The 20,714-nt window shown below is 57.8% G+C and carries 17 protein-coding genes and 1 other RNA gene; 1 reads left to right on the forward strand and 17 read right to left on the reverse strand.

Annotation, left to right across the window (positions count from 1 at the left end):
• Positions 1–119: 119 nt before the first annotated feature.
• The 15 genes from lpxC to mraZ form a co-directional block, all read right to left on the reverse strand.
• On the reverse strand, positions 120–1,031 hold the full coding sequence (gene lpxC / locus GTQ55_RS13070) for a UDP-3-O-acyl-N-acetylglucosamine deacetylase (protein WP_161859141.1): 912 nt from the start codon (positions 1,029–1,031) through the stop codon (positions 120–122).
• A gap of 659 nt (positions 1,032–1,690) precedes the next feature.
• The gene (gene ftsZ, locus GTQ55_RS13075) at positions 1,691–2,899 is read right to left on the reverse strand and encodes a cell division protein FtsZ (RefSeq protein ID WP_161859142.1); all 1,209 of its coding nucleotides are present in this window, start codon (positions 2,897–2,899) and stop codon (positions 1,691–1,693) included.
• 64 nt (positions 2,900–2,963) lie between these two features.
• Positions 2,964–4,202, reverse strand: coding sequence for a cell division protein FtsA (gene ftsA, locus GTQ55_RS13080; protein ID WP_161859143.1), 1,239 nt, complete (start codon positions 4,200–4,202; stop codon positions 2,964–2,966).
• A 92-nt stretch (positions 4,203–4,294) separates the two neighbouring features.
• Positions 4,295–5,125 carry a cell division protein FtsQ/DivIB gene (locus GTQ55_RS13085; protein WP_161859144.1) on the reverse strand — a complete coding sequence of 277 codons (831 nt, stop codon included), beginning with the start codon at positions 5,123–5,125 and terminating at the stop codon, positions 4,295–4,297.
• 35 nt (positions 5,126–5,160) lie between these two features.
• Positions 5,161–6,615, reverse strand: a complete 1,455-nt coding sequence (murC, locus tag GTQ55_RS13090; protein ID WP_161860157.1) for a UDP-N-acetylmuramate--L-alanine ligase — start codon at positions 6,613–6,615, stop codon at positions 5,161–5,163.
• A gap of 43 nt (positions 6,616–6,658) precedes the next feature.
• Positions 6,659–7,753 (reverse strand): undecaprenyldiphospho-muramoylpentapeptide beta-N-acetylglucosaminyltransferase, encoded by a 1,095-nt coding sequence (murG, locus tag GTQ55_RS13095; protein ID WP_161859145.1) that lies wholly within the window; start codon positions 7,751–7,753, stop codon positions 6,659–6,661.
• Complete coding sequence (gene ftsW, locus GTQ55_RS13100) at positions 7,753–8,991, reverse strand: putative lipid II flippase FtsW (RefSeq protein ID WP_237567671.1); 1,239 nt, start codon at positions 8,989–8,991, stop codon at positions 7,753–7,755. Before ftsW ends, murG begins: the two co-directional genes overlap by 1 nt.
• Positions 8,988–10,391 (reverse strand): UDP-N-acetylmuramoyl-L-alanine--D-glutamate ligase, encoded by a 1,404-nt coding sequence (gene murD, locus GTQ55_RS13105; RefSeq protein WP_161859146.1) that lies wholly within the window; start codon positions 10,389–10,391, stop codon positions 8,988–8,990. Before murD ends, ftsW begins: the two co-directional genes overlap by 4 nt.
• A 35-nt stretch (positions 10,392–10,426) precedes the next feature.
• Positions 10,427–11,512 carry a phospho-N-acetylmuramoyl-pentapeptide-transferase gene (gene mraY / locus GTQ55_RS13110; RefSeq protein WP_161859147.1) on the reverse strand — a complete coding sequence of 362 codons (1,086 nt, stop codon included), beginning with the start codon at positions 11,510–11,512 and terminating at the stop codon, positions 10,427–10,429.
• A 15-nt stretch (positions 11,513–11,527) separates the two neighbouring features.
• Positions 11,528–12,895: a UDP-N-acetylmuramoyl-tripeptide--D-alanyl-D-alanine ligase gene (locus tag GTQ55_RS13115; RefSeq protein WP_161859148.1), complete on the reverse strand. Its 1,368-nt coding sequence runs from the start codon at positions 12,893–12,895 to the stop codon at positions 11,528–11,530.
• Positions 12,895–14,436 (reverse strand): UDP-N-acetylmuramoyl-L-alanyl-D-glutamate--2,6-diaminopimelate ligase, encoded by a 1,542-nt coding sequence (locus GTQ55_RS13120; protein ID WP_237567672.1) that lies wholly within the window; start codon positions 14,434–14,436, stop codon positions 12,895–12,897. Before GTQ55_RS13120 ends, GTQ55_RS13115 begins: the two co-directional genes overlap by 1 nt.
• Positions 14,433–16,193 carry a peptidoglycan D,D-transpeptidase FtsI family protein gene (locus GTQ55_RS13125; protein WP_161859149.1) on the reverse strand — a complete coding sequence of 587 codons (1,761 nt, stop codon included), beginning with the start codon at positions 16,191–16,193 and terminating at the stop codon, positions 14,433–14,435. The genes GTQ55_RS13120 and GTQ55_RS13125 overlap by 4 nt, the downstream gene beginning before the upstream one ends.
• A gap of 97 nt (positions 16,194–16,290) precedes the next feature.
• On the reverse strand, positions 16,291–16,551 hold the full coding sequence (gene ftsL, locus GTQ55_RS13130) for a cell division protein FtsL (protein WP_237567673.1): 261 nt from the start codon (positions 16,549–16,551) through the stop codon (positions 16,291–16,293).
• A 41-nt stretch (positions 16,552–16,592) separates the two neighbouring features.
• The gene (rsmH, locus tag GTQ55_RS13135) at positions 16,593–17,513 is read right to left on the reverse strand and encodes a 16S rRNA (cytosine(1402)-N(4))-methyltransferase RsmH (RefSeq protein ID WP_161859151.1); all 921 of its coding nucleotides are present in this window, start codon (positions 17,511–17,513) and stop codon (positions 16,593–16,595) included.
• A 42-nt stretch (positions 17,514–17,555) separates the two neighbouring features.
• Positions 17,556–17,999 (reverse strand): division/cell wall cluster transcriptional repressor MraZ, encoded by a 444-nt coding sequence (gene mraZ, locus GTQ55_RS13140; RefSeq protein WP_161859152.1) that lies wholly within the window; start codon positions 17,997–17,999, stop codon positions 17,556–17,558.
• Between the two features lie 567 nt (positions 18,000–18,566).
• On the opposite strand from mraZ, the gene GTQ55_RS13145 reads away from it, so the two are divergent.
• On the forward strand, positions 18,567–19,244 hold the full coding sequence (locus GTQ55_RS13145) for a phosphoadenosine phosphosulfate reductase domain-containing protein (protein WP_161859153.1): 678 nt from the start codon (positions 18,567–18,569) through the stop codon (positions 19,242–19,244).
• A 165-nt stretch (positions 19,245–19,409) separates the two neighbouring features.
• Here GTQ55_RS13145 and rnpB read toward each other — a convergent pair.
• Positions 19,410–19,788, reverse strand: an RNA gene (gene rnpB, locus GTQ55_RS13150) — RNase P RNA component class A.
• Positions 19,789–19,837: 49 nt separating this feature from the next.
• Positions 19,838–20,680, reverse strand: coding sequence for a 16S rRNA (cytidine(1402)-2'-O)-methyltransferase (gene rsmI, locus GTQ55_RS13155; RefSeq protein ID WP_161859154.1), 843 nt, complete (start codon positions 20,678–20,680; stop codon positions 19,838–19,840).
• Positions 20,681–20,714 lie beyond the last annotated feature (34 nt).

Consider the following 20,714-nt stretch of genomic DNA (forward strand, 5'->3'; position numbering starts at 1 on the left):
GGCCAGTGGCAAACAGACCGGCTCTTCACACCGGTCTGACTGCCTGAATCGTCCACGTACCTGATGACGGCACGTAAAAAAGCCGGCAATTTTTGTGCCGGCTTTGCAATCTGCGCCCCTTACACCGCCAGAATCGGCTTGACGTAAGAGATTGGCGCTTCCTGCTCGCCTTCGAAGGTCACCATTTCCCAGGCATCTTCCTGGGCCATCAGGGTACGCAACGACTTGTTGTTCAGTGCGTGGCCCGATTTGAAGGCTTTGAACTCACCGATCACGCTGGTACCCAGCAGGTACAGATCACCGATGGCGTCGAGAATCTTGTGCTTTACGAATTCGTCTTCGTAGCGAAGACCGCCTTCGTTGAGGATGCGGTACTGGTCGATAACAATCGCGTTATCCACACTGCCACCCTGCACCAGACCTTTGGAGCGCAGGTATTCAATTTCATGCATGAAACCAAAGGTGCGCGCACGACTCACTTCCTTCACAAACGAAGTGCTGGAAAAGTCTACCGAGGAGCTCAGGTTGCGCCCCTGAAATACGGGGTGGTCAAAATCGATAGTAAAAGAAACTTTAAAGCCGTTAAAAGGCATGAAACTGGCAACTTTGTCGCCCTCTTCAACCGTAACCGGCTTTTTGATACGCAGGAATTTCTTGGCAGCCGACTGCTCCTGAATACCTGCGGACTGAATAAGGAATACAAACGGGCCGGCACTGCCGTCCATGATCGGAACTTCCTGGGCAGAAAGCTCGACAATCGCGTTGTCGATACCCAGACCAGCCATGGCAGACAGCAGGTGCTCAACGGTGGCAATACGTACATCCCCCTTCACCAAAGTGGTGGAGAGCAGGGTGTCACCCACGTTTTCAGCACGCGCTTCAATCTCAACCACCGGATCCAGATCGACCCGACGGAATACGATACCGCTGTTTACCGGCGCCGGTTTCAGGGTCAAAACGACCTTTTTACCGGTATGCAGGCCGACACCAGTGGCTCGAATAGCATTTTTGAGAGTGCGCTGTTTGATCATCTATGTCTTGGTTCCCATTCGGTGAGCTGCGCGCGAACCGCAGCGAGCCGGCGATAGTAACAGAAAATATACGCCAAAACCACATATAACGCATTGGTCACCTCGCCCAAATACGCTAAGAGTTTCAGACCGGGCTTTCCGCTCTCATCCCTGTAAGCATAGCCCAGAAAGACGACTGCAACGCCAAACCAGCGCACAGGACTGCCATTAATTGTACTGTTATACCAACTGGACGGTGGCGAAATAATGTAAAACCCGAGGCCAAAACCCGGCGGTCACCAGTTTTTTGACAGTTATCACGCCAACCGCAGCTCCGCGCTGAATATAATTTCAGCAGCCAGCGCGGGAACCTGAACTTCTTCGACGGGCTATCCCCTGACTTTCCCTGTTCACACAACATGGCGCGAGGTCAGAGTTTGCACCCTTGGACTGAATGCACCCTGAATACCTCGCCCATGCAATTGACCGCGTCCCTGCCTCAATTACTTGATCCTGTTCCGGCGGGTTTCAGATTAGCCACCTGAATCACTCGACTGGCAATCCAGGCCACATCATCACAAACCCGCACACCGGAGCGGGCGGACGCCCGGCCAAAACGACCGGGCGAAGACATGAGCAGATGGGTTCCGCCCCACAACACCGGTGGGTGGTAGACGGAATCAGTCTGCCTGGCGACGCAGGAACGCCGGGATATCCAGGTACTCCATATCCTGATCAGCCGGGTTCATTGTCGGCATCGCACGCTGGGAACGGTCAGCCTCGCGGGTGCTGCGCACCTCCTGCGACTCACGGGCAGCCTCCACCGGCTTTGCCGGACGCGCCGCTTCGCGCGCTTCCGCACGGCGGGTATTGGTGTTGTCCACGACCTTCTTTGGACGGACGGCCTGGGCGGACACCTCACCGAGACCCGCGGCCACCACGGTAACGCGCATTTCATCACCCAGCTTGTCGTCAACCGCGGTGCCGATCACCACAGTGGCATCATCGGAGGCAATCTCCTGCACGATCTGACCGACTTCGGAGTATTCACCCAGAGTCAGCTCCTGGCAGCCGCCCTCCTCACTACCAGTGATAATGTTCACCAGGATACCGCGGGCGCCCTGCAGGTTGACGTTATCCAGCAGAGGGCTGCGTACCGCCTTCTCGGCCGCTTCACGGGCACGGTTTTCACCAACCGCAGCACCGGAACCCATCATTGCCATGCCCATTTCAGACATCACAGTGCGCACGTCGGCGAAGTCCACGTTCATGATACCCGGGCGAATCATCAGGTCAGCGATGCCCTGTACAGCGCCCAGCAGCACGTTGTCCGCCTCTTTATAAGCGGCCTTCATGGTGATCTTGTTGCCAAGCACTTCCAGCAGGCGATCATTGGGGATGGTGATCAGGGAATCGACCTTGTCGCGCAACTCGAGAATGCCCTCTTCGGCAACGGTCGCACGCTTACGCCCCTCGATCATGAACGGGCGTGTTACGACCGCAACAGTCAGAATCCCCAGATCCTTGGCAATTTCAGCAACGATCGGGGCACCGCCGGTGCCAGTGCCGCCGCCCATGCCTGCGGTAATAAACACCATATCGGCACCGGTCAGTACTTCGGCAATGCGCTCACGATCTTCCAACGCAGACTGGCGACCAACATCGGGGTTAGCGCCCGCACCAAGGCCACGAGTAATGGTGTTGCCCAGCTGCAGGATAGTCTGTGCTTCCACATCCTTCAGCGCCTGCGCATCGGTGTTTGCGCAGATAAAGTCCACACCGTTCACTTCACTTGCGATCATGTGCTTGACGGCATTACCGCCACCGCCACCAACACCAATCACTTTAATGACAGGCTTATCCTGTACGCTATCTACGAGTTCGAACATTGCTGTTCCCCTTTTTTGCTCATGTCCAAAATTTAATTATCGATCCCGGTAATTATTTTCTGCTTCAGAGGTTGCCCCTGAACCAGTGTTTGACCTTGTCCCACCACTGGTTTTCGCTTCGCTGAACCGTGGAGTTCCTACTGCCTTTATTGTCTTCCACCTTGATCGCGTACATCAGCAGACCAACACCGGTGGAGTAAATCGGGTTACTGACGATATCCGTCAATCCCGCAATTCCCTGAGGTACTGCCAGGCGCACGGGCATATGGAAAATTTCCTCAGCCAGCTCCACGGCACCTTCCATTTTCGAGGAACCGCCGGTAAGGACGATACCGGCCGCACACAGGTCCTCGAATCCGCTGCGGCGCAACTCCGCCTGCACCAACGTAAACAGCTCGTCATAGCGAGGTTCAACCACCTCTGCCAGCGCCTGGCGAGACAGATCGCGCGGCGCTCGATCGCCGACGCTCGGCACCTTGATCGTCTCCCCTTCGCGCGCCAGCTTGGCCAGCGCACATGCGTATTTGATTTTCAACTCTTCAGCATGCGGAGTGGGCGTTCGCAGGGCCATGGCAATATCATTGGTCACTTGGTCCCCGGCAATCGGGATTACCCCGGTATGCCGAATAGAGCCACCGGTAAATACCGCAATATCGGTAGTGCCGCCACCGATATCGACCATGCAAACACCAAGTTCTTTTTCGTCGTCCGTCAGCACCGCATAGCTCGACGCCAGCTGCTCGAGAATGACGTCTTCCACTTCCAGGCCACAGCGACGGATGCACTTTTCAATATTCTGTGCTGCGTTGACCGCGCCACTCACCAGGTGCACCTTGGCCTCGAGACGCACGCCGGACATACCCAGCGGTTCTTTCACTCCTTCCTGGCTATCGATCAGGTATTCCTGCGGCAAGGTGTGCAGGATTTTCTGATCCGCCGGAATCGCCACTGCACGTGCAGCATCGATCACACGATCCAGATCCTGCTGGGTGACCTCACGATCCTTGATCGCGACGATGCCGTGGGAGTTGAGGCTGCGGATATGGCTGCCGGCAATACCCGCATAGACAGAATGAATCTCACAGCCGGCCATCAGCTCCGCTTCTTCGACCGCGCGCTGGATGGACTGTACGGTGGACTCGATATTTACCACCACGCCTCGCTTCATGCCGGTAGAGCGGTGAGAGCCGATGCCGACAATGTTCAGTTCGCCGTCGCCGGAAACCTCACCGACAATCGCCACGACTTTGGATGTACCGATATCCAGCCCGACGATCATGCGTGGTTCAGTTGTTTGTGTCATTGGATTTTCAACCTCGCTGGGTAATTGCGCCGGTCCACATCAGGGATGTCGGATCAGGGCGGGGCCCAGCTTTTTATCTGCCTGTTTTGTTTTCAGTTTTCTGTTTTATCTTTTGGTTTCCATTGCACCGCAACTGCATTGTTATAGCGGGTATCAACGCCCACGACTTTTTGCAGGTGCGGCGCCAGTACGCCGCGTGTCAGACTGAGGAAGCGGTCAACCCGCTCCAGCAGTTCGTCGTGCCCAAGCTGCAGGCGGATACCACTTACCAGCTCGAGCTGCCAGCCCGCCAGGTCGTCAAACGACAGGCGGCGCACTTCCATATCTTTTGTTGTCAGCAGCCCAGCCAGAGCCTGGTACTGCGCCATAATTCGCTCAACCAGCTCCGCATCCCCTGCCAGCTCCGGCAGACGCAGGCCGCGTAGATTCTCGGGCCGGGGCAACAGCTCGCCACTGGCAATCAGAAGTTGATCCCCGCCCCAGATGGCGAGAGGCTCAGCCTCTTCCACCACCACCTCGACGCCGTTGGGCCAGCGACGACTCACCGCCGCATTTACAACCCACGGGTTGTCCATCAAAGCTGCGCGCACATCGTCGATATCCAGTGCAAAGAACCCATTGCGTAAATGCGGCAGAAGGATATCTTCAATTTCCGTTTCGGTCACCGCGCGAAATGGAGCCTTGACCCGTACATTTTCCAGCGCATCCACCCGGCTCAGTTCAACTGTGGGTGCCTGTTGCCACAGCCAGCGCGCGCTGTACCCGAGCCCCGCCGCCACCAGCAGCAAAAAACTCACCATGAGTATCAAACGCAGCGGGCGCAGCCCCTCATCCTCGTTCGAATCCGGCAGTGCGCGGGCGCCGCGAGGCGCCTGTTTGCCGCGCGCTTTTTTCTGCTTTTGAGCCTTTTTATCTTTCGTCACGTTTAACGTTCGCCACCGAGTGTCGTGTCTGCCACTTACTTGGCCGAATCGGGCTGGTCACCCAACCGCCATTCCGACAGCTGCTGTGCCAGGCCACCCACATTACCCGCACCCTGGGTAAGCACGATATCGCCCGGTTCCAGCAAATCTGCCAACACCGGTGGAACCTGCTCAACGGTTTCCACAAAGATCGGGTCAATCTGGCCCCGGTTACGAATGCTGCGCGCGAGCGTGCGGCCATCTGCACCGGGTATCGCCGCTTCACCGGCGCTATATACATCCAGAAGAACCAGTTTGTCGACCTGAGAAAGCACCTGCACAAAATCTTCAAACAAATCCCGCGTGCGGGTATATCGGTGCGGCTGATAGACCATCACCAGACGGCGCTCAGGCCAGCCATCACGTACCGTCTTTATCGTTGCCGCCACCTCACGCGGGTGATGCCCATAATCGTCCACCAGCATCACCTGCTCAGCGTCGGCATCGTCGCTGACCGGATATTCGCCATAAATCTGGAAGCGGCGACCTACGCCCTGGAAGCCATTCAGGCCCTCACGAATTGCCTCGTCGCTGACACCCTCCTCGGTCGCTACCGCAATCGCCGCTGTGGCATTCAGGACATTGTGAGTCCCAGGGATATTCACGCACACGTCCAGAGCGCTGCCATCGGGACGATGCACGGTAAAGCAACTGCGCAGAGGCTCCTGACGCACTTCACTGATGCGGAAATCGTTACCCTCGTCAAAGCCGTAGGTCGTCACCGGTCGCGCCATACGCGGAATAACTTCCTGAACATTGGCGTCGTCCCCGCAAACCACAGCCAGCCCATAGAACGGCAGGTTGTGGATGAAATCGATAAAGATCTGTTTGACCTTTTCGAAATCACCACCGTAGGTTTCCATGTGGTCCGCGTCGATGTTGGTCACGACAGTGACCATCGGCTGCAGGTGCAGGAAGGAAGCATCGCTCTCGTCCGCTTCTGCCACCAGATAGCGACTCTCGCCCAGAGCCGCATTCGCCCCCGCACTGTTGACCAATCCACCGATAACAAAAGTTGGATCCTTGCCGTCAGCAGCAAAAATCGACGATATCAGGCTCGTGGTTGTGGTTTTTCCGTGCGTACCGGCCACGGCAATGCCATAGCGATAGCGCATCAATTCGCCCAGCATTTCCGCACGGCGCACTACAGGGATACGGTGCTCTTGCGCCGCGATCAGCTCCGGATTGTCCCCGTAAATGGCTGACGAATTGACCACCACATCCACATCGCTGACATTCTCGGCGGCGTGACCGATCTGGACCTTGATTCCCAGGTTGCGCAAACGCTGGGTTACCTTGCTCTCGCGAAGGTCTGAGCCGGAAACTTCATAGCCCTGGTTTTGCAGGACTTCGGCAATACCACTCATGCCCGCACCGCCCACACCAATAAAGTGGATGCGACGAATACGGCGCATAGCGGGTACATGGTAGTGGCTGTCGCCGTTGTTCATATCATTCTCAATATTTTCTGAATTCTGTGTTTCGCGAGACATATCAACACCTCATCTCTTCGCGACATACGGCCAACACCCGGTCGGTCGCATCGGGCCTGGCAACGCGGCGTGCCGCCTCCGCCATGGCCAGTAATTGTTGCGGGTTCGCGAACAGCTCTTCGAGCAACGCTGCCAGTTGGCCAGCATCCAGCGCATCCTGCTGAATTACCCGCGCCGCACCGGCCTGCTGCAGCCACTCACCGTTTTTGGTCTGGTGGTCGTCAATGGCAAAAGGGAAAGGGACCATGATGGCTCCCAACCCTGCTGCGGCGATTTCGGACACGGTCAATGCGCCAGAACGGCAGATCACAAGGTCCGCCTTACCGTAGGCCGCCGCCATGTCAGCAATAAATGGCACTACCTCGGCATCCACACCGGCGCGTTCGTAGGCCTCTTTTGCCAGGTCCAGATGACGCTGACCAGCCTGATGAACTACCTGAGGTCGCTTTTCCTCAGGAATCTTTGCCAGCGCCTCAGGCACCAGCTCATTGATTGCTACCGCACCCAGGCTACCGCCAAGAACCAGCAGCTGCGCGGGCGTGTGCTTACCCACGCGCCGGTCAGGAGCCGGAAGCCCCGCGATTTCGGCACGTACCGGGTTGCCAACTTCCTGCGCGGCGGGTAATCCGCTCGGAAATGCCTCCAACACCCGGCTGGCAATTCTCGCCAGCAGGCGATTGGTGGTACCGGCCACCGCATTCTGTTCGTGAATGATCAGTGGTACTCCTGACAGTCGTGCCGCAACGCCGCCCGGGCCCGTAGCAAACCCGCCAAAACCCAATACCGCATCGGGCTTTACGTCCTTGACGACCCGAAGCGCCTGCCAGATTGCCTTGCTGATCTGAATCGGTGCTTTCAACAGGGAGCGGGCACCTTTACCACGTACCCCTTCCACAGAGATGAAATGCAATGGAATTTCTGCGGCCGGGATCAGTTGCGCCTCAATACCGCGCATGGTGCCAAGCCACTCTACCGAGCCGCCCTGCTCCTGTAGCGCACGGGCGACGGCCAGTGCCGGAAAAACATGCCCCCCGGTACCCCCAGCCATCACCAGGAATTTCTTACCGGTAAACGGTGCGCTGTCAGTCTGAGCCATTACGCCGCCTCCCCGGTTTTTTGATCACCCAGTTGCAGAGGGTTGAAGATCGGTAACTGACGGATCTTCGCAATGCCACCCTCGGACTCTTTTTCATCACTGTTCATTTCTTTCTGTGCGCGCCACGCAAGACCGAACAGCGCAAAACACACCACCAGGCTGGAGCCGCCGGAGCTGACAAAGGGCAGCGTCAAACCCTTGGTCGGTAAAAGTCCGGAGGCGACCCCCATATTCACAAACGCCTGGCCTGCCAGCAGCACCGCAATACCGAAAGTCAGTAACGCGGCAAAAAATGCCTGCTTCTCGAGCGCCTTGCGCACCAGCCGCAATAGTGACCAGGTCAGGGTGGCATAGAGGCCAATTACAACCAGGCCTCCGAACATGCCCCATTCTTCCGCTAGAATGGCGAACACAAAGTCCGTATGCGCCTCTGGCAGGTAGAACAGCTTCTGTACGCTGTTCCCCAGCCCCACGCCAAACCACTCGCCACGACCAAAAGCAATCAGGGACTGCGTCAGCTGATAGCCCCCGGCAAACTGCTCACCCCAGGGATCCAGGAAGGTGGTCAGGCGCTGCAACCGGTAGGGGCTGACCAGGGCCATCAACGCCAGCCCACAGGCCGCCAGCCCCACCAGTAAAAATGTATGTGGCAGACGCGCACCCGCGAGAAAAACCATCGCCAGTGCAGTACCTGAAATCACCACTACGGAACCGAAATCTGGTTCGAGCAGGAGTAGCACTGCCACAATGCCGAGCACCGAAATGGGCACCATAAAGCTGCTCCAGTGCCGCAATTTTTCGTGACGCCGGGTAAGGAAACTGGCAAAGAAAATCAGGCTGCAGAATTTGGCAATTTCTGCCGGCTGCACGGTAACTGGCCCCAATGCAATCCAGCGCATACTGCCATTCACGGAACGTCCCACTCCGGGAATCAACACCACCAGCAACATCCCCAATGCAAAAATCAACAGTGTCCAGGAAAGGTTGGACCAGGTGGCTAGTGAAATCCGACTTACCACCAGCGCGCCGAATGCCCCTACCGCCAGGAATACCAAGTGCCGCTTCAGGAAATACCACGAGTCGTTGTACATGTCCGCAGCAAAAGCGATAGACGCCGAGGCAACCATCACCACGCCAATGCTCGCAAGCGCCAGCACACAGAACGGTAGTACCCAGGAGTACTCGTCTACCGAATCATTCGCAGCCACTTTCAGCTTTGTCAGATCCTTACGGCTCACTGGCCACCTCCCGTACGTTCTGCGGTATCGGGAGAAGCGATCTGCTCCTTGACCGCACGGCGAAAATCTTCGCCGCGCGCCTCAAAATTGCGATACATATCAAAACTGGCACAGGCTGGAGACAGCAGTACAAAGTCACCGCTTTCTGCCATGGCAGTAGCCTCGGCAACCGCGATCTCCATGGTTTCAGCGGATTTTTGAGCCACACGGCCGGAAAAAACCTGCGCAATTCTGGGACCGTCCACACCGATGGTCACCAAACCACGCAGGCTGTGCGCAACATCTGCCAGAGGCGTGAAGTCTGCGCCCTTGCCGTCGCCTCCGGCAATCAGAACAATCTTGCGATCACCCTCGGCCAAACCATCCAGTGCCGCGCGGGTCGCCCCCACATTGGTGCCTTTGGAGTCGTTTACATACGTTACTCCGGCATGATCCGCTACCCGCTCGCAACGGTGAGTAAGACCGGTAAAGGTCCGCAGCACGTCGAGCATTGGCGCCATTGGCAGGCCGACCGCGTTACCCAGCGCCAGGGCTGCGAGTGCATTGGCCACATTATGGCTTCCCACCATCGCCAGCTCGCTTGCAGGCATCAGCTTGTCTGCGCCCTGCGCCAGCCATTTATCACCGCCTTCGGTTACCACGCCAAATTGCTGCAAATCCGGGCGATTCAGGCCAAAACTCCACTCGATGCTTTCGCGGGACAAGGGCCCACGAGTGAGCGGATCGCCGCGGTTAATCACGAACTGTTGCGCATGGCGGTAGACCCGCTGCTTGGCTCGGTGATATGCGGCCAGATCCGCATAGCGATCCATATGATCCGCACTGACATTGAGAATCGTCGCCACATCCGGCTGCAGGGAAAATGTCGTCTCCAATTGGAAACTGGACAGCTCAAGAACAAACAGCTCAGGCAGTGGCTCTCCACTCGTGAGAAGGTCCAGAACCGGCACACCGATATTCCCGCCTACACGAACGTCCATCCCGGCGGCTTCTGCCATCAGCCCCATCAGCGTGGTCACGGTACTTTTGCCATTGGAGCCGGTGATGGCGATCACTTTTGGCGCCGGCTGGACTTTGGCCAGCTCGCGTGCGAACAGCTCAATATCGCCAACCACCGGAATCTCCGCTGCCACTGCGGCAGCGATCGCAGGTTCGGCCACGCCAACCCCAGGGCTCGCGATAATTTCACTGGCGGCCAACAGGGTTTCTTTCTTGAGAGGCCCGCACTCAACAGGCACACCGGGGAACTCCGCGCGGAATTTGTCCAGCGCTGGCGGAGCTTCACGGCTGTCCACAACCACCGGAGAAATACCCTGGCACAGCAGAAAGCGCACTACCGATTGTCCGGTAGCACCCAGTCCGATCACCACTTTTCTCTCTGATGTTGCGATGAGGCTCATTGGCTCTTTATCTTTTCCCGAGTATCTGTTTTAAATCAGCGAAGTTTCAAAGTCGCCAATCCGGCGAGCACCAGTACCACAGTAATAATCCAGAAACGCACAATCACACGCGGCTCCGGCCACCCTTTCAATTCAAAGTGGTGATGCAGTGGCGCCATGCGGAAAATACGCTTGCCGGTCAACTTGAACGAGGCCACCTGCAATATCACCGATACCGTTTCCATCACGAATACGCCCCCCATGATGAACAGTACGATTTCGTGACGGGTAATAACCGCAATGATTCCCAGCGCCGCACCTAACGCGAGCGCACCGACGTCACCCATAAATACCTGCGCCGGATAGGTGTTGAACCAGAGGAATCCAAGCCCCGCCCCACCGAGTGCGGCGCAGAACACGGCCAGCTCACCGGCCCCCGAAATCGAGGGAATATGCAGGTAAGTGGCAAATTCCACGTGTCCTACCAGATAGGCGATCACCCCCAGAGCGCCGCCGACCATTACGGATGGCATGATGGCAAGCCCATCCAGTCCATCTGTCAGGTTTACCGCATTACTGGAGCCGACTACCACGAAATAGGTCAGCAGTATGAAAGCAACCGGTCCCAGATTGATCGCCACATCCTTGAAGAACGGTACAAACAGCTGGGTTTCCGCTGGGGTTGTCGCACTCATATACAGGTATATCGCCGCACCAAGCCCCGCCACGGATTGCCAGAAATATTTCCAGCGAGCGATCAGGCCGCGAGAATTTTTCTCCACCACCTTTTTGTAATCGTCCACGAAGCCCACGGCGCCGAAAACAAAGGTAACCAGCAGCGTCACCCATACCAGCCGGTTGCTGAGGTCGGACCACAGCAACGCGCCGGAAAAAATCGCCGCGAGAATCAGGGTGCCGCCCATGGTCGGGGTGCCGGACTTGCTCAGGTGTGACTGCGGACCGTCATCGCGCACAGCCTGCCCCACCTGCAGCCGGTTCAGCCAGGTAATCATGCGAGGGCCTACCAGCAGGGAAATACCCAGGGCCGTCAATGCGCCGAGAATGGCGCGCACGGTGAGGTAGTTGAAGACCGAAAAGCCCTTCACATAATGTTGTAGATATTCAGCCAGCCATAGCAGCATCGTTGTAACCTTCTATCAATTCCCGTTGGTCAGTGCCTGCACTACCAGTTCCATGCGCGCACTGCGGGAACCTTTCACCAGCACGGTGGTGTTTCCATCCAGCTCCGGCGTCAGTGCCTGGATCAGAGCCTCACGCTCGGAAAAATTGCGTTGTTTGTTTGGATGCCCGGCGGCAAATTCGATACTCGCAGCCGCGCTCAGGGTGCCGAGGGTAAACAGCTGGTCAATGCCACGCTCCAGGGCCAGCCGCCCCATTTCCCGGTGGGACTGATCCGCTTCCGGGCCCAGTTCCGCCATATCTCCGAGAACCATGATTTTCTTGCCTTCGCGCTGTGCCAATAACTCAATGGCTGCGCTCACGGACCCCGGGTTTGCGTTGTAGCTGTCATCTATTACCGAGGCACCGGATTTACTCTTGAATGACTGCATGCGGCCGCTGACACCTACCAGCGCACCGAGCCCTTCGGCAATTTCGCTCACCGGAATACCTGCGGCAAAGGCACAGCCGGCGGCGACCAGAGCGTTGTTCACGTTGTGCTCACCGAGCAACTGCAGTTGCACCGGGTGAGATACCCCCTCGACCACCAGATCGAATGATGGGCAGCCACTGGCATCCAGCGTTACGTTGACCGGGTGTACCGCCCACTGATGACCAAAGCCGACTTCCAGGGTGCGTACACCTTCGGGCATTCGGCCACGCCAGTAATTCGCGTAATTGTCATCGGCATTGACGACGGCGGTACCCCCGGTGTGCAGACTGGTATAGATCTGTCCTTTGGCTGTGGCGATACCATCGACGGAGCCAAACCCCTCTACATGTGCAGGTCTTACATTGTTTACCGCGGTAATTTGCGGCTTGGCGATGCTGCACAGATAGCCTATTTCATTAGGGCCACTGGCCCCCATCTCCACGATCAACACCTGATCCTCCGGCGCCAGGGAGAACAGGGTCATGGGCACACCAAAATGGTTGTTCAGATTGCCGCGCGTCACGCACACCTTATGGCGCTGACCGAAAATTGCCGCGAGCATTTCTTTCACGGTAGTTTTGCCGCAGGAGCCGGTAATACCGATGACAGTTCCCTGAAATTGTTCCCGGCACAAAAGGCCGATCTTGCCTAGCGCCACGGTGGTGTCGGCCACCAGCCACTGCGGCATTTTCGAGCCTTCAATCACCTTTTCGGTGACGACGCCCAACACCTTGCCGTCGATGTCAGCAAGAAAATCGTGCGCATCAAAACTCTCTCCACGCAGGGCAACAAACAGGGCGCCAGCGTCCAGCTTGCGGGTATCCGTGCACACCGCATCAAATTCCACGGAGCCGTTTACCAGCTCGCCGCCAAAACGTTGTTGCAACTGTTGCAGGGAAAGTGGTGCGATCATCAGCGGCTTCCCTCCACTTCCTGCTCGGCTCTGCGTGCCAAGGCCTCGGCCGCCTGCTCGCGATCGCAAAAATGCAACTTTTCACCGGCAATCAGCTGGTAGTCTTCATGTCCCTTACCGGCGATCAGCACCGTATCTCCCGCCACAGCCTGGGCGATGGCATATTGAATGGCTTCGGCGCGATCAACCTTTACGATGCAGTGCTCGCCGTCGGCGCCGCCATCGATTCCTGCGACGATCTCATCCACAATCGCCTGTGGATCTTCACTGCGGGGATTGTCGCTGGTCACGACCGCGCGGTCCGAAAGCTCCGCCGCGATACGTCCCATCGGCGCGCGCTTGCCGTTATCCCTGTCGCCACCACAGCCAAATACACACCACAGCTTGCCGCGGCAGTATGGGCGAGCCGCTTCGAGCGCGGCCCGCAGAGCATCTGGTGTATGCGCGTAGTCAACCAGCACATTGATTTCGGCGGCAGACGCGCCGTCACCTACTACCCGCTCCATACGTCCGGGGACCGGCTGGATATGCGGGAACTCGGCGAGAATATCTTGCAGTGGCATACCCGCGGCACCAACGGCTGCAATCACCGCCAGTGCATTGTGAATATTGAAATCGCCTATCAGAGGCGTACGCAGCTCACCTTCACCCCAGGGTGTAATCAGGTGTACCGAGAAGCCATCATCCAGACGCTTCAGGTCGCGCACCTGAAGATCTCCAGCCTGCAAGCCATAGGTAACCACTTTGAGACCACGCAATTTGCAGCGCTCTACCATCTGCGCTCCAAATGGGTCATCAATATTGATGACTCCGCGCTTCAGCTTCGGCAGACCAAACAACTTCTCCTTGGCTGCACCGTAGGCGGCCATATTGCCGTGGTAATCCAGGTGGTCGCGGGTGAGATTGGTGAACACTGCAGTATCAAATACCAGGCCGTGCACACGCCCCTGGGCCAAAGAGTGGGATGAAACTTCCATCGCAGCGGCGCGAGCACCCTGGGCATAAAACGCCGCGTAATCCGCTTGCAAGCGCACAGGATCCGGTGTCGTCAGGCCGGTTTCCTGAAGGCTGATGGCGCCATTTTTCCACACACCGTTCCCGATGGTGCCCATCACTGCCGCGCTGCCAAAGTGTTTTGCCAGTAGCTGTGAGGTCAGGTAGGCGCAGGTGGACTTGCCATTGGTGCCTGTTACGCCAACCAGATACATGGATTCAGACGGGTGCCCATAAAATCGCGCGGCAATTTCGCCGACACGGGCTGCGAGCCCGGGCACGGTGACCACATCAATACCATTGCGCACCTCAATTCCGAGCGCGTCGCCGTCAGCCAGTACTGCTGCCGCACCACTGGCGATGGCGGCATCAATATATTGACGCCCGTCCACCTGGGTTCCGCGCAGGGCCATAAATACATCACCGGCCTCAACCTGGCGGCTATCCAGAGCCACGCCAGTCACCTGGATGTCCGGAATACCTGCGTAGCCCGGCACCAGGGTGACCAGAGATGCTTTTCGATTCTGCAATTCGTTTTGCTGGTTCACGATGTCGTACCTCTCTCGTCCAGCTGCGTCGCCAGCTGCTGATCAGCCGGGGCGACCTTTTCCGGTGGCACCTGAAGCAGGCGCATGGCACCCGTCATAACTTTGCCGAATACCGGCGCCGCCACCTCACCACCGTAATACTTGGCATGGCTCGGATCATCGATCACGACCACCGCAGCAAGGCGTGGATTGTCGGCCGGGATAAATCCGGCAAATACCGAGCGGTAGCGGTTATCTGCGTAGCCACCGCTACCGACCTTATGCACCGTGCCCGTCTTTCCCGCCACTCGGTAGCCATCGACCGCGGCACGCTTGCCTGTGCCCTCAGGGCCAATCACCGTTTCCAGCATGGCAGACACTTGCTGAGCCAGCTCCGAGTCCACTACACGCTCTCCACCTGCGGCTTTTTTGCCCTGCGCCAAAATGAGCGAAACCGGGCGCTTGAGCCCGGCATTGGCAACGACGCTGTAGGCCTGGGCCAACTGTACGGCGTTCACCGTTAAACCGTAGCCAAAGGCAAAGTTGGCCAGTTCGATGGGATGCCAGCGATCCCTGGTGGGCAGAATGCCCGGCGCTTCTCCGGGGAATCCGCTGCCAACCGCCTCTCCGAGCCCCAGGCGGTAAAAAAGTTCACGCAAGGTTTCCGGTTCCAGATCCATCGCCACCTTGGTGATTCCAACCTGGCTGGATTTTGTGATAACCCTGGTCAGGTCGATTTCACCGTAGTTCACCGGATCCAGTAGCGTCTTCCCCGGAAGGCGGATATATCCGGGGCTGGTATTGATACGGGTATGCGGCGTGTAGCGTCCGGTCTCCAGCGCCGCCAGTGCGGTAAGCGGCTTAATGGTAGAACCGGGTTCAAACTGGTCGATCAGCGCACGATTGCGCATCGCTGCCGCCTGCACCCCATGACGGTTATTGGGGTTAAAGGAGGGCTGATTGGCCATGGCCAGCACGTCGCCACTCTGGGTATCCAGAATGACCATAAAACCGGAAGCTGCACCGTTTTCCGCTACCGCCTTCTTGAGCTCCCGATAAGCCAGATACTGCAGGCGCATATCGATGGTCAGCTGGAGATCACGGCCCGGGCGCGCTTCCTGCTTTACCGCAAGGTCCTGCACCGTACGCCCTTTGAGGTCCTTTACTACCTGACGCTTACCGACCTCACCTGCCAGAGACTGCTCGTACGCCAACTCGAGTCCTTCCTGACCGAGGTCGTCAATATTAGTAAAGCCCAGCAACTGGGCAGTGACCTCACCGGCCGGGTAAAAGCGGCGGTATTCCTTTTTGCTGTATACGCCGGCGAGGTCCAGCGCCAGCACCTTGTTGGCCCGCTCCGGGGTCATGTGTCGGCGCAGGTACATAAAACCCTTGTTACGGTACTTCTCCAGCCGTTTGGCAAGACGCGCGGGTGGCGTGCCAAGCCCCGCAGCCAGAGCGCGCAACTCGTCCGCGCTGGCCTCTTTTAACAGTTGAGGATTGGCCCAGATTGTCTGTACCGGTGTGCTTACTGCCAGCAGCTCGCCATTACGGTCAACAATGGAGCCTCGATAGGCGGCGATTTCCTCGGTACGGATGGTGCGTGCACGGCCCTGGTCCTGCAGGAAGCGGTAACCCTTATCCTGCTCGGGAAGTACCTGCAGGCCGGCAAGGTGCACCACCAGCGCCACAGCCAGCAGGCACAGCAAACCGGCCACCAGCGCAAAGCGCCAGCGGGCAATTCCCGGCTGTTGTTGCTGTTTTTTGACTGCACCCATGACGGACTGTTTCCCTGCGCGTTTACGCACTCTTTTATAATTTGCAGCGGAGCTGCACTCTCAACTTACGCCCTGCCTGCGCGACCAAGACGGCCGACTATCGCTTGTCTGGCGTCACCAGCACTCGTTCAGCCGGTGTCGGCGCACGCATATTCAGCTCTTCTCGCGCCACTTGCTCGATCCGGCTGTAAGCGGACCAGGCTCCGCGCTCCAGCAGCAACCGCTCCTGCTCGTATCGCAACTCATCTCGATGCCGCTGGGCCTGCTCCAACTTTGCGGTCAACGCGCGACTCTGCTGAGTGGTGTGCACTACCCCCAGCGCTGACACCATCAACAGCATCCATAGCGCTGTGAGCAACCATCTGTTTCCACCTGCCGCCGCCATTACGCCCTCGCCCCTCAGGCCAGCCGCTCGGCGACACGCATCACCGCGCTGCGAGAGCGCACATTGCCCCCGACTTCCTCGGACTCCGCCTTGACGGCCTTGCCCACAGAGCGCAATGTCCTGTGAATCTGGCTATCCATGACCGGCAGGCCACGCGGCAGCTGGGGTCCCTTTTCCTGCTCACGAATGAACCGCTTCACAATGCGATCCTCCAGGGAGTGAAAGCTGATCACTACCAGACGACCGCCGGGCTTCAGCAGTGCCAGAGACTTCTTCAATACCGACTGCAGGTCATCCAGCTCTCCGTTCACGTGAATCCGGATGGCCTGAAACACCCGGGTCGCAGGGTGTTTACCCTTCTCCCAGGCTGGGTTCGCCGCCTTGACTACCTCCGCCAGATCCAGCGTACGCTCGAACGGCTTTTCCGCACGCCGGCGCACAATCGCCCCGGCCATACGGCGCGCAAAACGCTCCTCGCCGTACTCTTTAAACACTCGCACCAGTTCCGCTTCGGACTCAGTGTTCACCCAGTCTGCCGCGCTCATGCCCCGACTTGTGTCCATCCGCATATCCAGCGGGCCGTCCTGCATAAAGCTAAAACCGCGCTCAGCCTGGTCCAACTGCGGCGATGACACTCCCAGATCCAACAATATGCCGCTGACCTGCCCGGCTTCCGCAGCCTGATCCATATCGGCAAAAGAGCCGTGCCAGATTTCGAACCGCGGCTCATCACCAAAGCGTTCCGCCGCGAACTCGATTGCCTGAGGGTCTTTATCCACCGCCAGAAGGCGACCAGACTCATTCAAACGGTCGAGCACCAGGGCACTGTGCCCTCCGCGCCCGAAAGTTCCATCTATATAGAAGCCACCCGGATCCACCACCAGGGCGTCCACAGCTTCGCGCAACAACACACTGCGATGCAGATTCTGGGACACCCGTTTCTCCTGCGATCATCAAAATTCGTTTACAAGGTCGCCCTAAAGGGACAGGGAGGCCATCTCTTCCGGCATTTCACCGTCGTCTTCACTGTCATCCAGCCAGCTCAACCAGCGTTCTTCGCTCCACAGCTCCAGCTTCTTGCCCTGCCCTACCAGCATCAACTTTTTCTCCAGACCCGCGTACTCGCGCAGGGTTGGCGGAATCAGTACGCGGCCATTGGCATCCACCTGAAGCTCGCAGGCATACCCGATCAGCAGCCGCTGGGCCCTGCGCGCCTTCTTGTTGAAGTTGGACAGCCCTTCGATTTTAGGGAGAATTTCGCGCCATTGCGCCTCTGGATAGACGAGCAAGCAGCGCTCTTCCGTATGCGCCGTCACGACCAGCCGGCCACCGCAATCTTCCAGCAGCGAGTCCCTGACCCGCGCCGGAATGGCCAGACGCCCCTTGGCGTCCATATTGATTGCGTGACTTCCCAGATACATGGATCAGGTTCCGCGACCGTGCCTAGCTTCGTTTATTCGTAAATGGTGAAAAATTGCGCGTTTTTGCCTGGCTGGGCGTGATTAACCACTCACAACCACTTTCATCCCACCAAGCCCCACAAAATTCCACTTTTCTCCACCTCCCACACTATAAATCTGGCCGACGTAAAGTCAAGGAAATCGACAGTAACTACAGAGAAAAAGCCCAGTATTTTCGCGGGCTACAGGCGAAGTGTTTACATTTCAGGCAGAGGAGTGGGCGCGCAAATATTCAACAGAGCAAGTACTTACTTTTGCAAGTTCACAACTTACTTTAAGTTTGGAGAGGAGCCCTATGACGCGAAACAAAAAGCGCATTTGCGAGTGGGCACTAACCGGATAAATGGCGCACAGATGAGTTTGACGCCAATAATCAATGAAACGCCAGGCGACGGGAGCTCAATGAAACCAGTGCCATACGAAGGGTTTAGAACAGGAAGGCATATAAAGATCAGCTTTTATTATTTTTAACCCAGTCCAAGTCGCTGTAGTTTTGCGATATTGAAAATTCAGCAGGATTCCAAAGCCATGGGCTTTTCAGCAGGACTGAGCAAACCTTCCGCGACCACCCGCACCTTCCATCACGATGCGGACCTGGACGCGCTCAACCAGCGCTTCAAAGACAGCAAGCCCAGCGCGATCATGAAGTTCACCATCGCCGAAGCGGAAAACCCGGTGGTATTCACCAATTTCCGCCCTCTGGCGGTTGCCTTCCTGCATCTGGTTACCCGCGCCAAGCCTGATATTCCGGTCATCTGGGTCGACCATGGCTACAACACGCCGGAGACCTACCGCCACATCGAGAAAGTGATCAAGCTGCTGGACCTCAACCTGTATACCTACTCCCCGAAAATGTCGGCCGCGCACTACAACGCGGTTTACGGCGGCATCCCCCCGCTGGACACGCCAGAGCACGACTTCTTCTCCCGCACGGTCAAGCTCGAACCGTTCAACCGGGCAATGCAGGAACTGAAACCCGATGTGTGGCTAAACGGCATCCGCCACGACCAGAACGCCCACCGCCAGGGCCTGGACATATTCACCAAAGGCAACCACGGCACCATTCGCGTCGCACCGATGTTCCACCTGAAGGAAATCGACGTGGAAGAGTACGTGTATGAAAACGACCTGCCAGATAACGATGTGTACTTTGACCCGACCAAGGGTGAGGAGCACCGTGAGTGCGGACTACTGCTGCAAAAGTAACCCGCAGCGCGGACGCCAAACATCGCAGAATTGGAGAACAGGAAGATACACGGACGTACTGCCACGGATGGCACACTGCTTAAATCCGTAGCGTGACTTAAATACGCAGCGTTGAAAGGTATCCGGCCTGCGGCGCTGGCGCCGCGGCAACCGGACCTCTGGAATTAGGCGAGTCAGCCGATAAGCCGGGTTCTGTCGCGGACAATCATTCATCTGGGATGCCTGTCACCAGACACCTCAAGCGACCTACCCGCCCTCAGTGCGGGTCACACCTGTAGAGGGCCTATTTGGTCTTGCTCCGAACGGGGTTTACCGTGCCACGAACTGTTACCAGCCGCGCGGTGCGCTCTTACCGCACCCTTTCACCCTTACCTGTGCTTCCCCAAACCGAAATTCAGGGAAGCCATCGGCGGTCTACTCTCTGCTGCACTTTCCGTAGGCTCGCGCCCCCCAGGCGTTACCTGGCGTCCCACCCTATGGAGCCCGGACTTTCCTCCACCCCACCACCCAAAGGTGGCGAGACAGCGATTGCCTGGCTGACTCGGCGCGAAGAGTAAAGAGCGCCCCACGGGAATGCAACTTACTTTTGCACCCTATTTTTGCGAAAGCGACCAGTTGTAGAGCAGCTTCTTGTTCACCCCGGTAATCTCCGCCGCCACTGCCGCCGCACGCTTGGGCGGCAGCTCGGCCAGCAGCAGCGTCATCACCCGCTCAGACTCCGCATCCAGCTCTGACGACCTGCCCTCGGCCGCACCCCGCACCAGCAGCACTATCTCTCCACGCTGCTGATTGCTGTCCGCGCGCACCCACTCAACCAGTTCCGCCAGCGGCAGCAGCTGAATCGTTTCGAATGCTTTGCTGATCTCCCGTGCAATCACCGCTTCGCGGGTATCGCCAAACACCAGCCGCATGGCCTCCAGGGTATCCAGCACCCGGTGTGGCGCCTCGTAAAACACCATGGTACGGGCTTCGCCAGCGAGCGCCTGCAGCGCCTTTTCCCGCGCCAGCGGTTTGGCCGGCAGGAAACCTTCAAAGGTAAACCGGTCACTGGGCAGCCCCGCCGCAGACAGGGCCGCGACAAAAGCGCAAGCGCCGGGGATGGGAACAACGTTAAAGCCGCGCTCACGCGCCTCGCGAACCAGACGGTACCCGGGGTCTGAGATCAGCGGGGTACCGGCATCAGAGATCAGGGCGACGGTCTGCCCCTGCTCCAGGCGCTGGAGAATTTTTGTGGTTCGCTGGTCATCCGAGTGGTCGTGGTACGCCACCAGGGGGGTTTCGATGGAAAAGTGCGAAAAAAGTCTCTGACTGTGACGGGTGTCTTCCGCCGCCACCAGATCCGCCGATTGTAGAACTTCTATGGCTCGCGGTACCATATCCGCCAAATTGCCAATGGGCGTCGCGACGATATAGAGCACCGCTGTATCCAGCCCCATAGTTCACTCCAGAATAAGTTTTGTGGGAGAAGAA

Source organism: Microbulbifer hydrolyticus, from assembly GCF_009931115.1.
Lineage (GTDB): Bacteria > Pseudomonadota > Gammaproteobacteria > Pseudomonadales > Cellvibrionaceae > Microbulbifer > Microbulbifer hydrolyticus.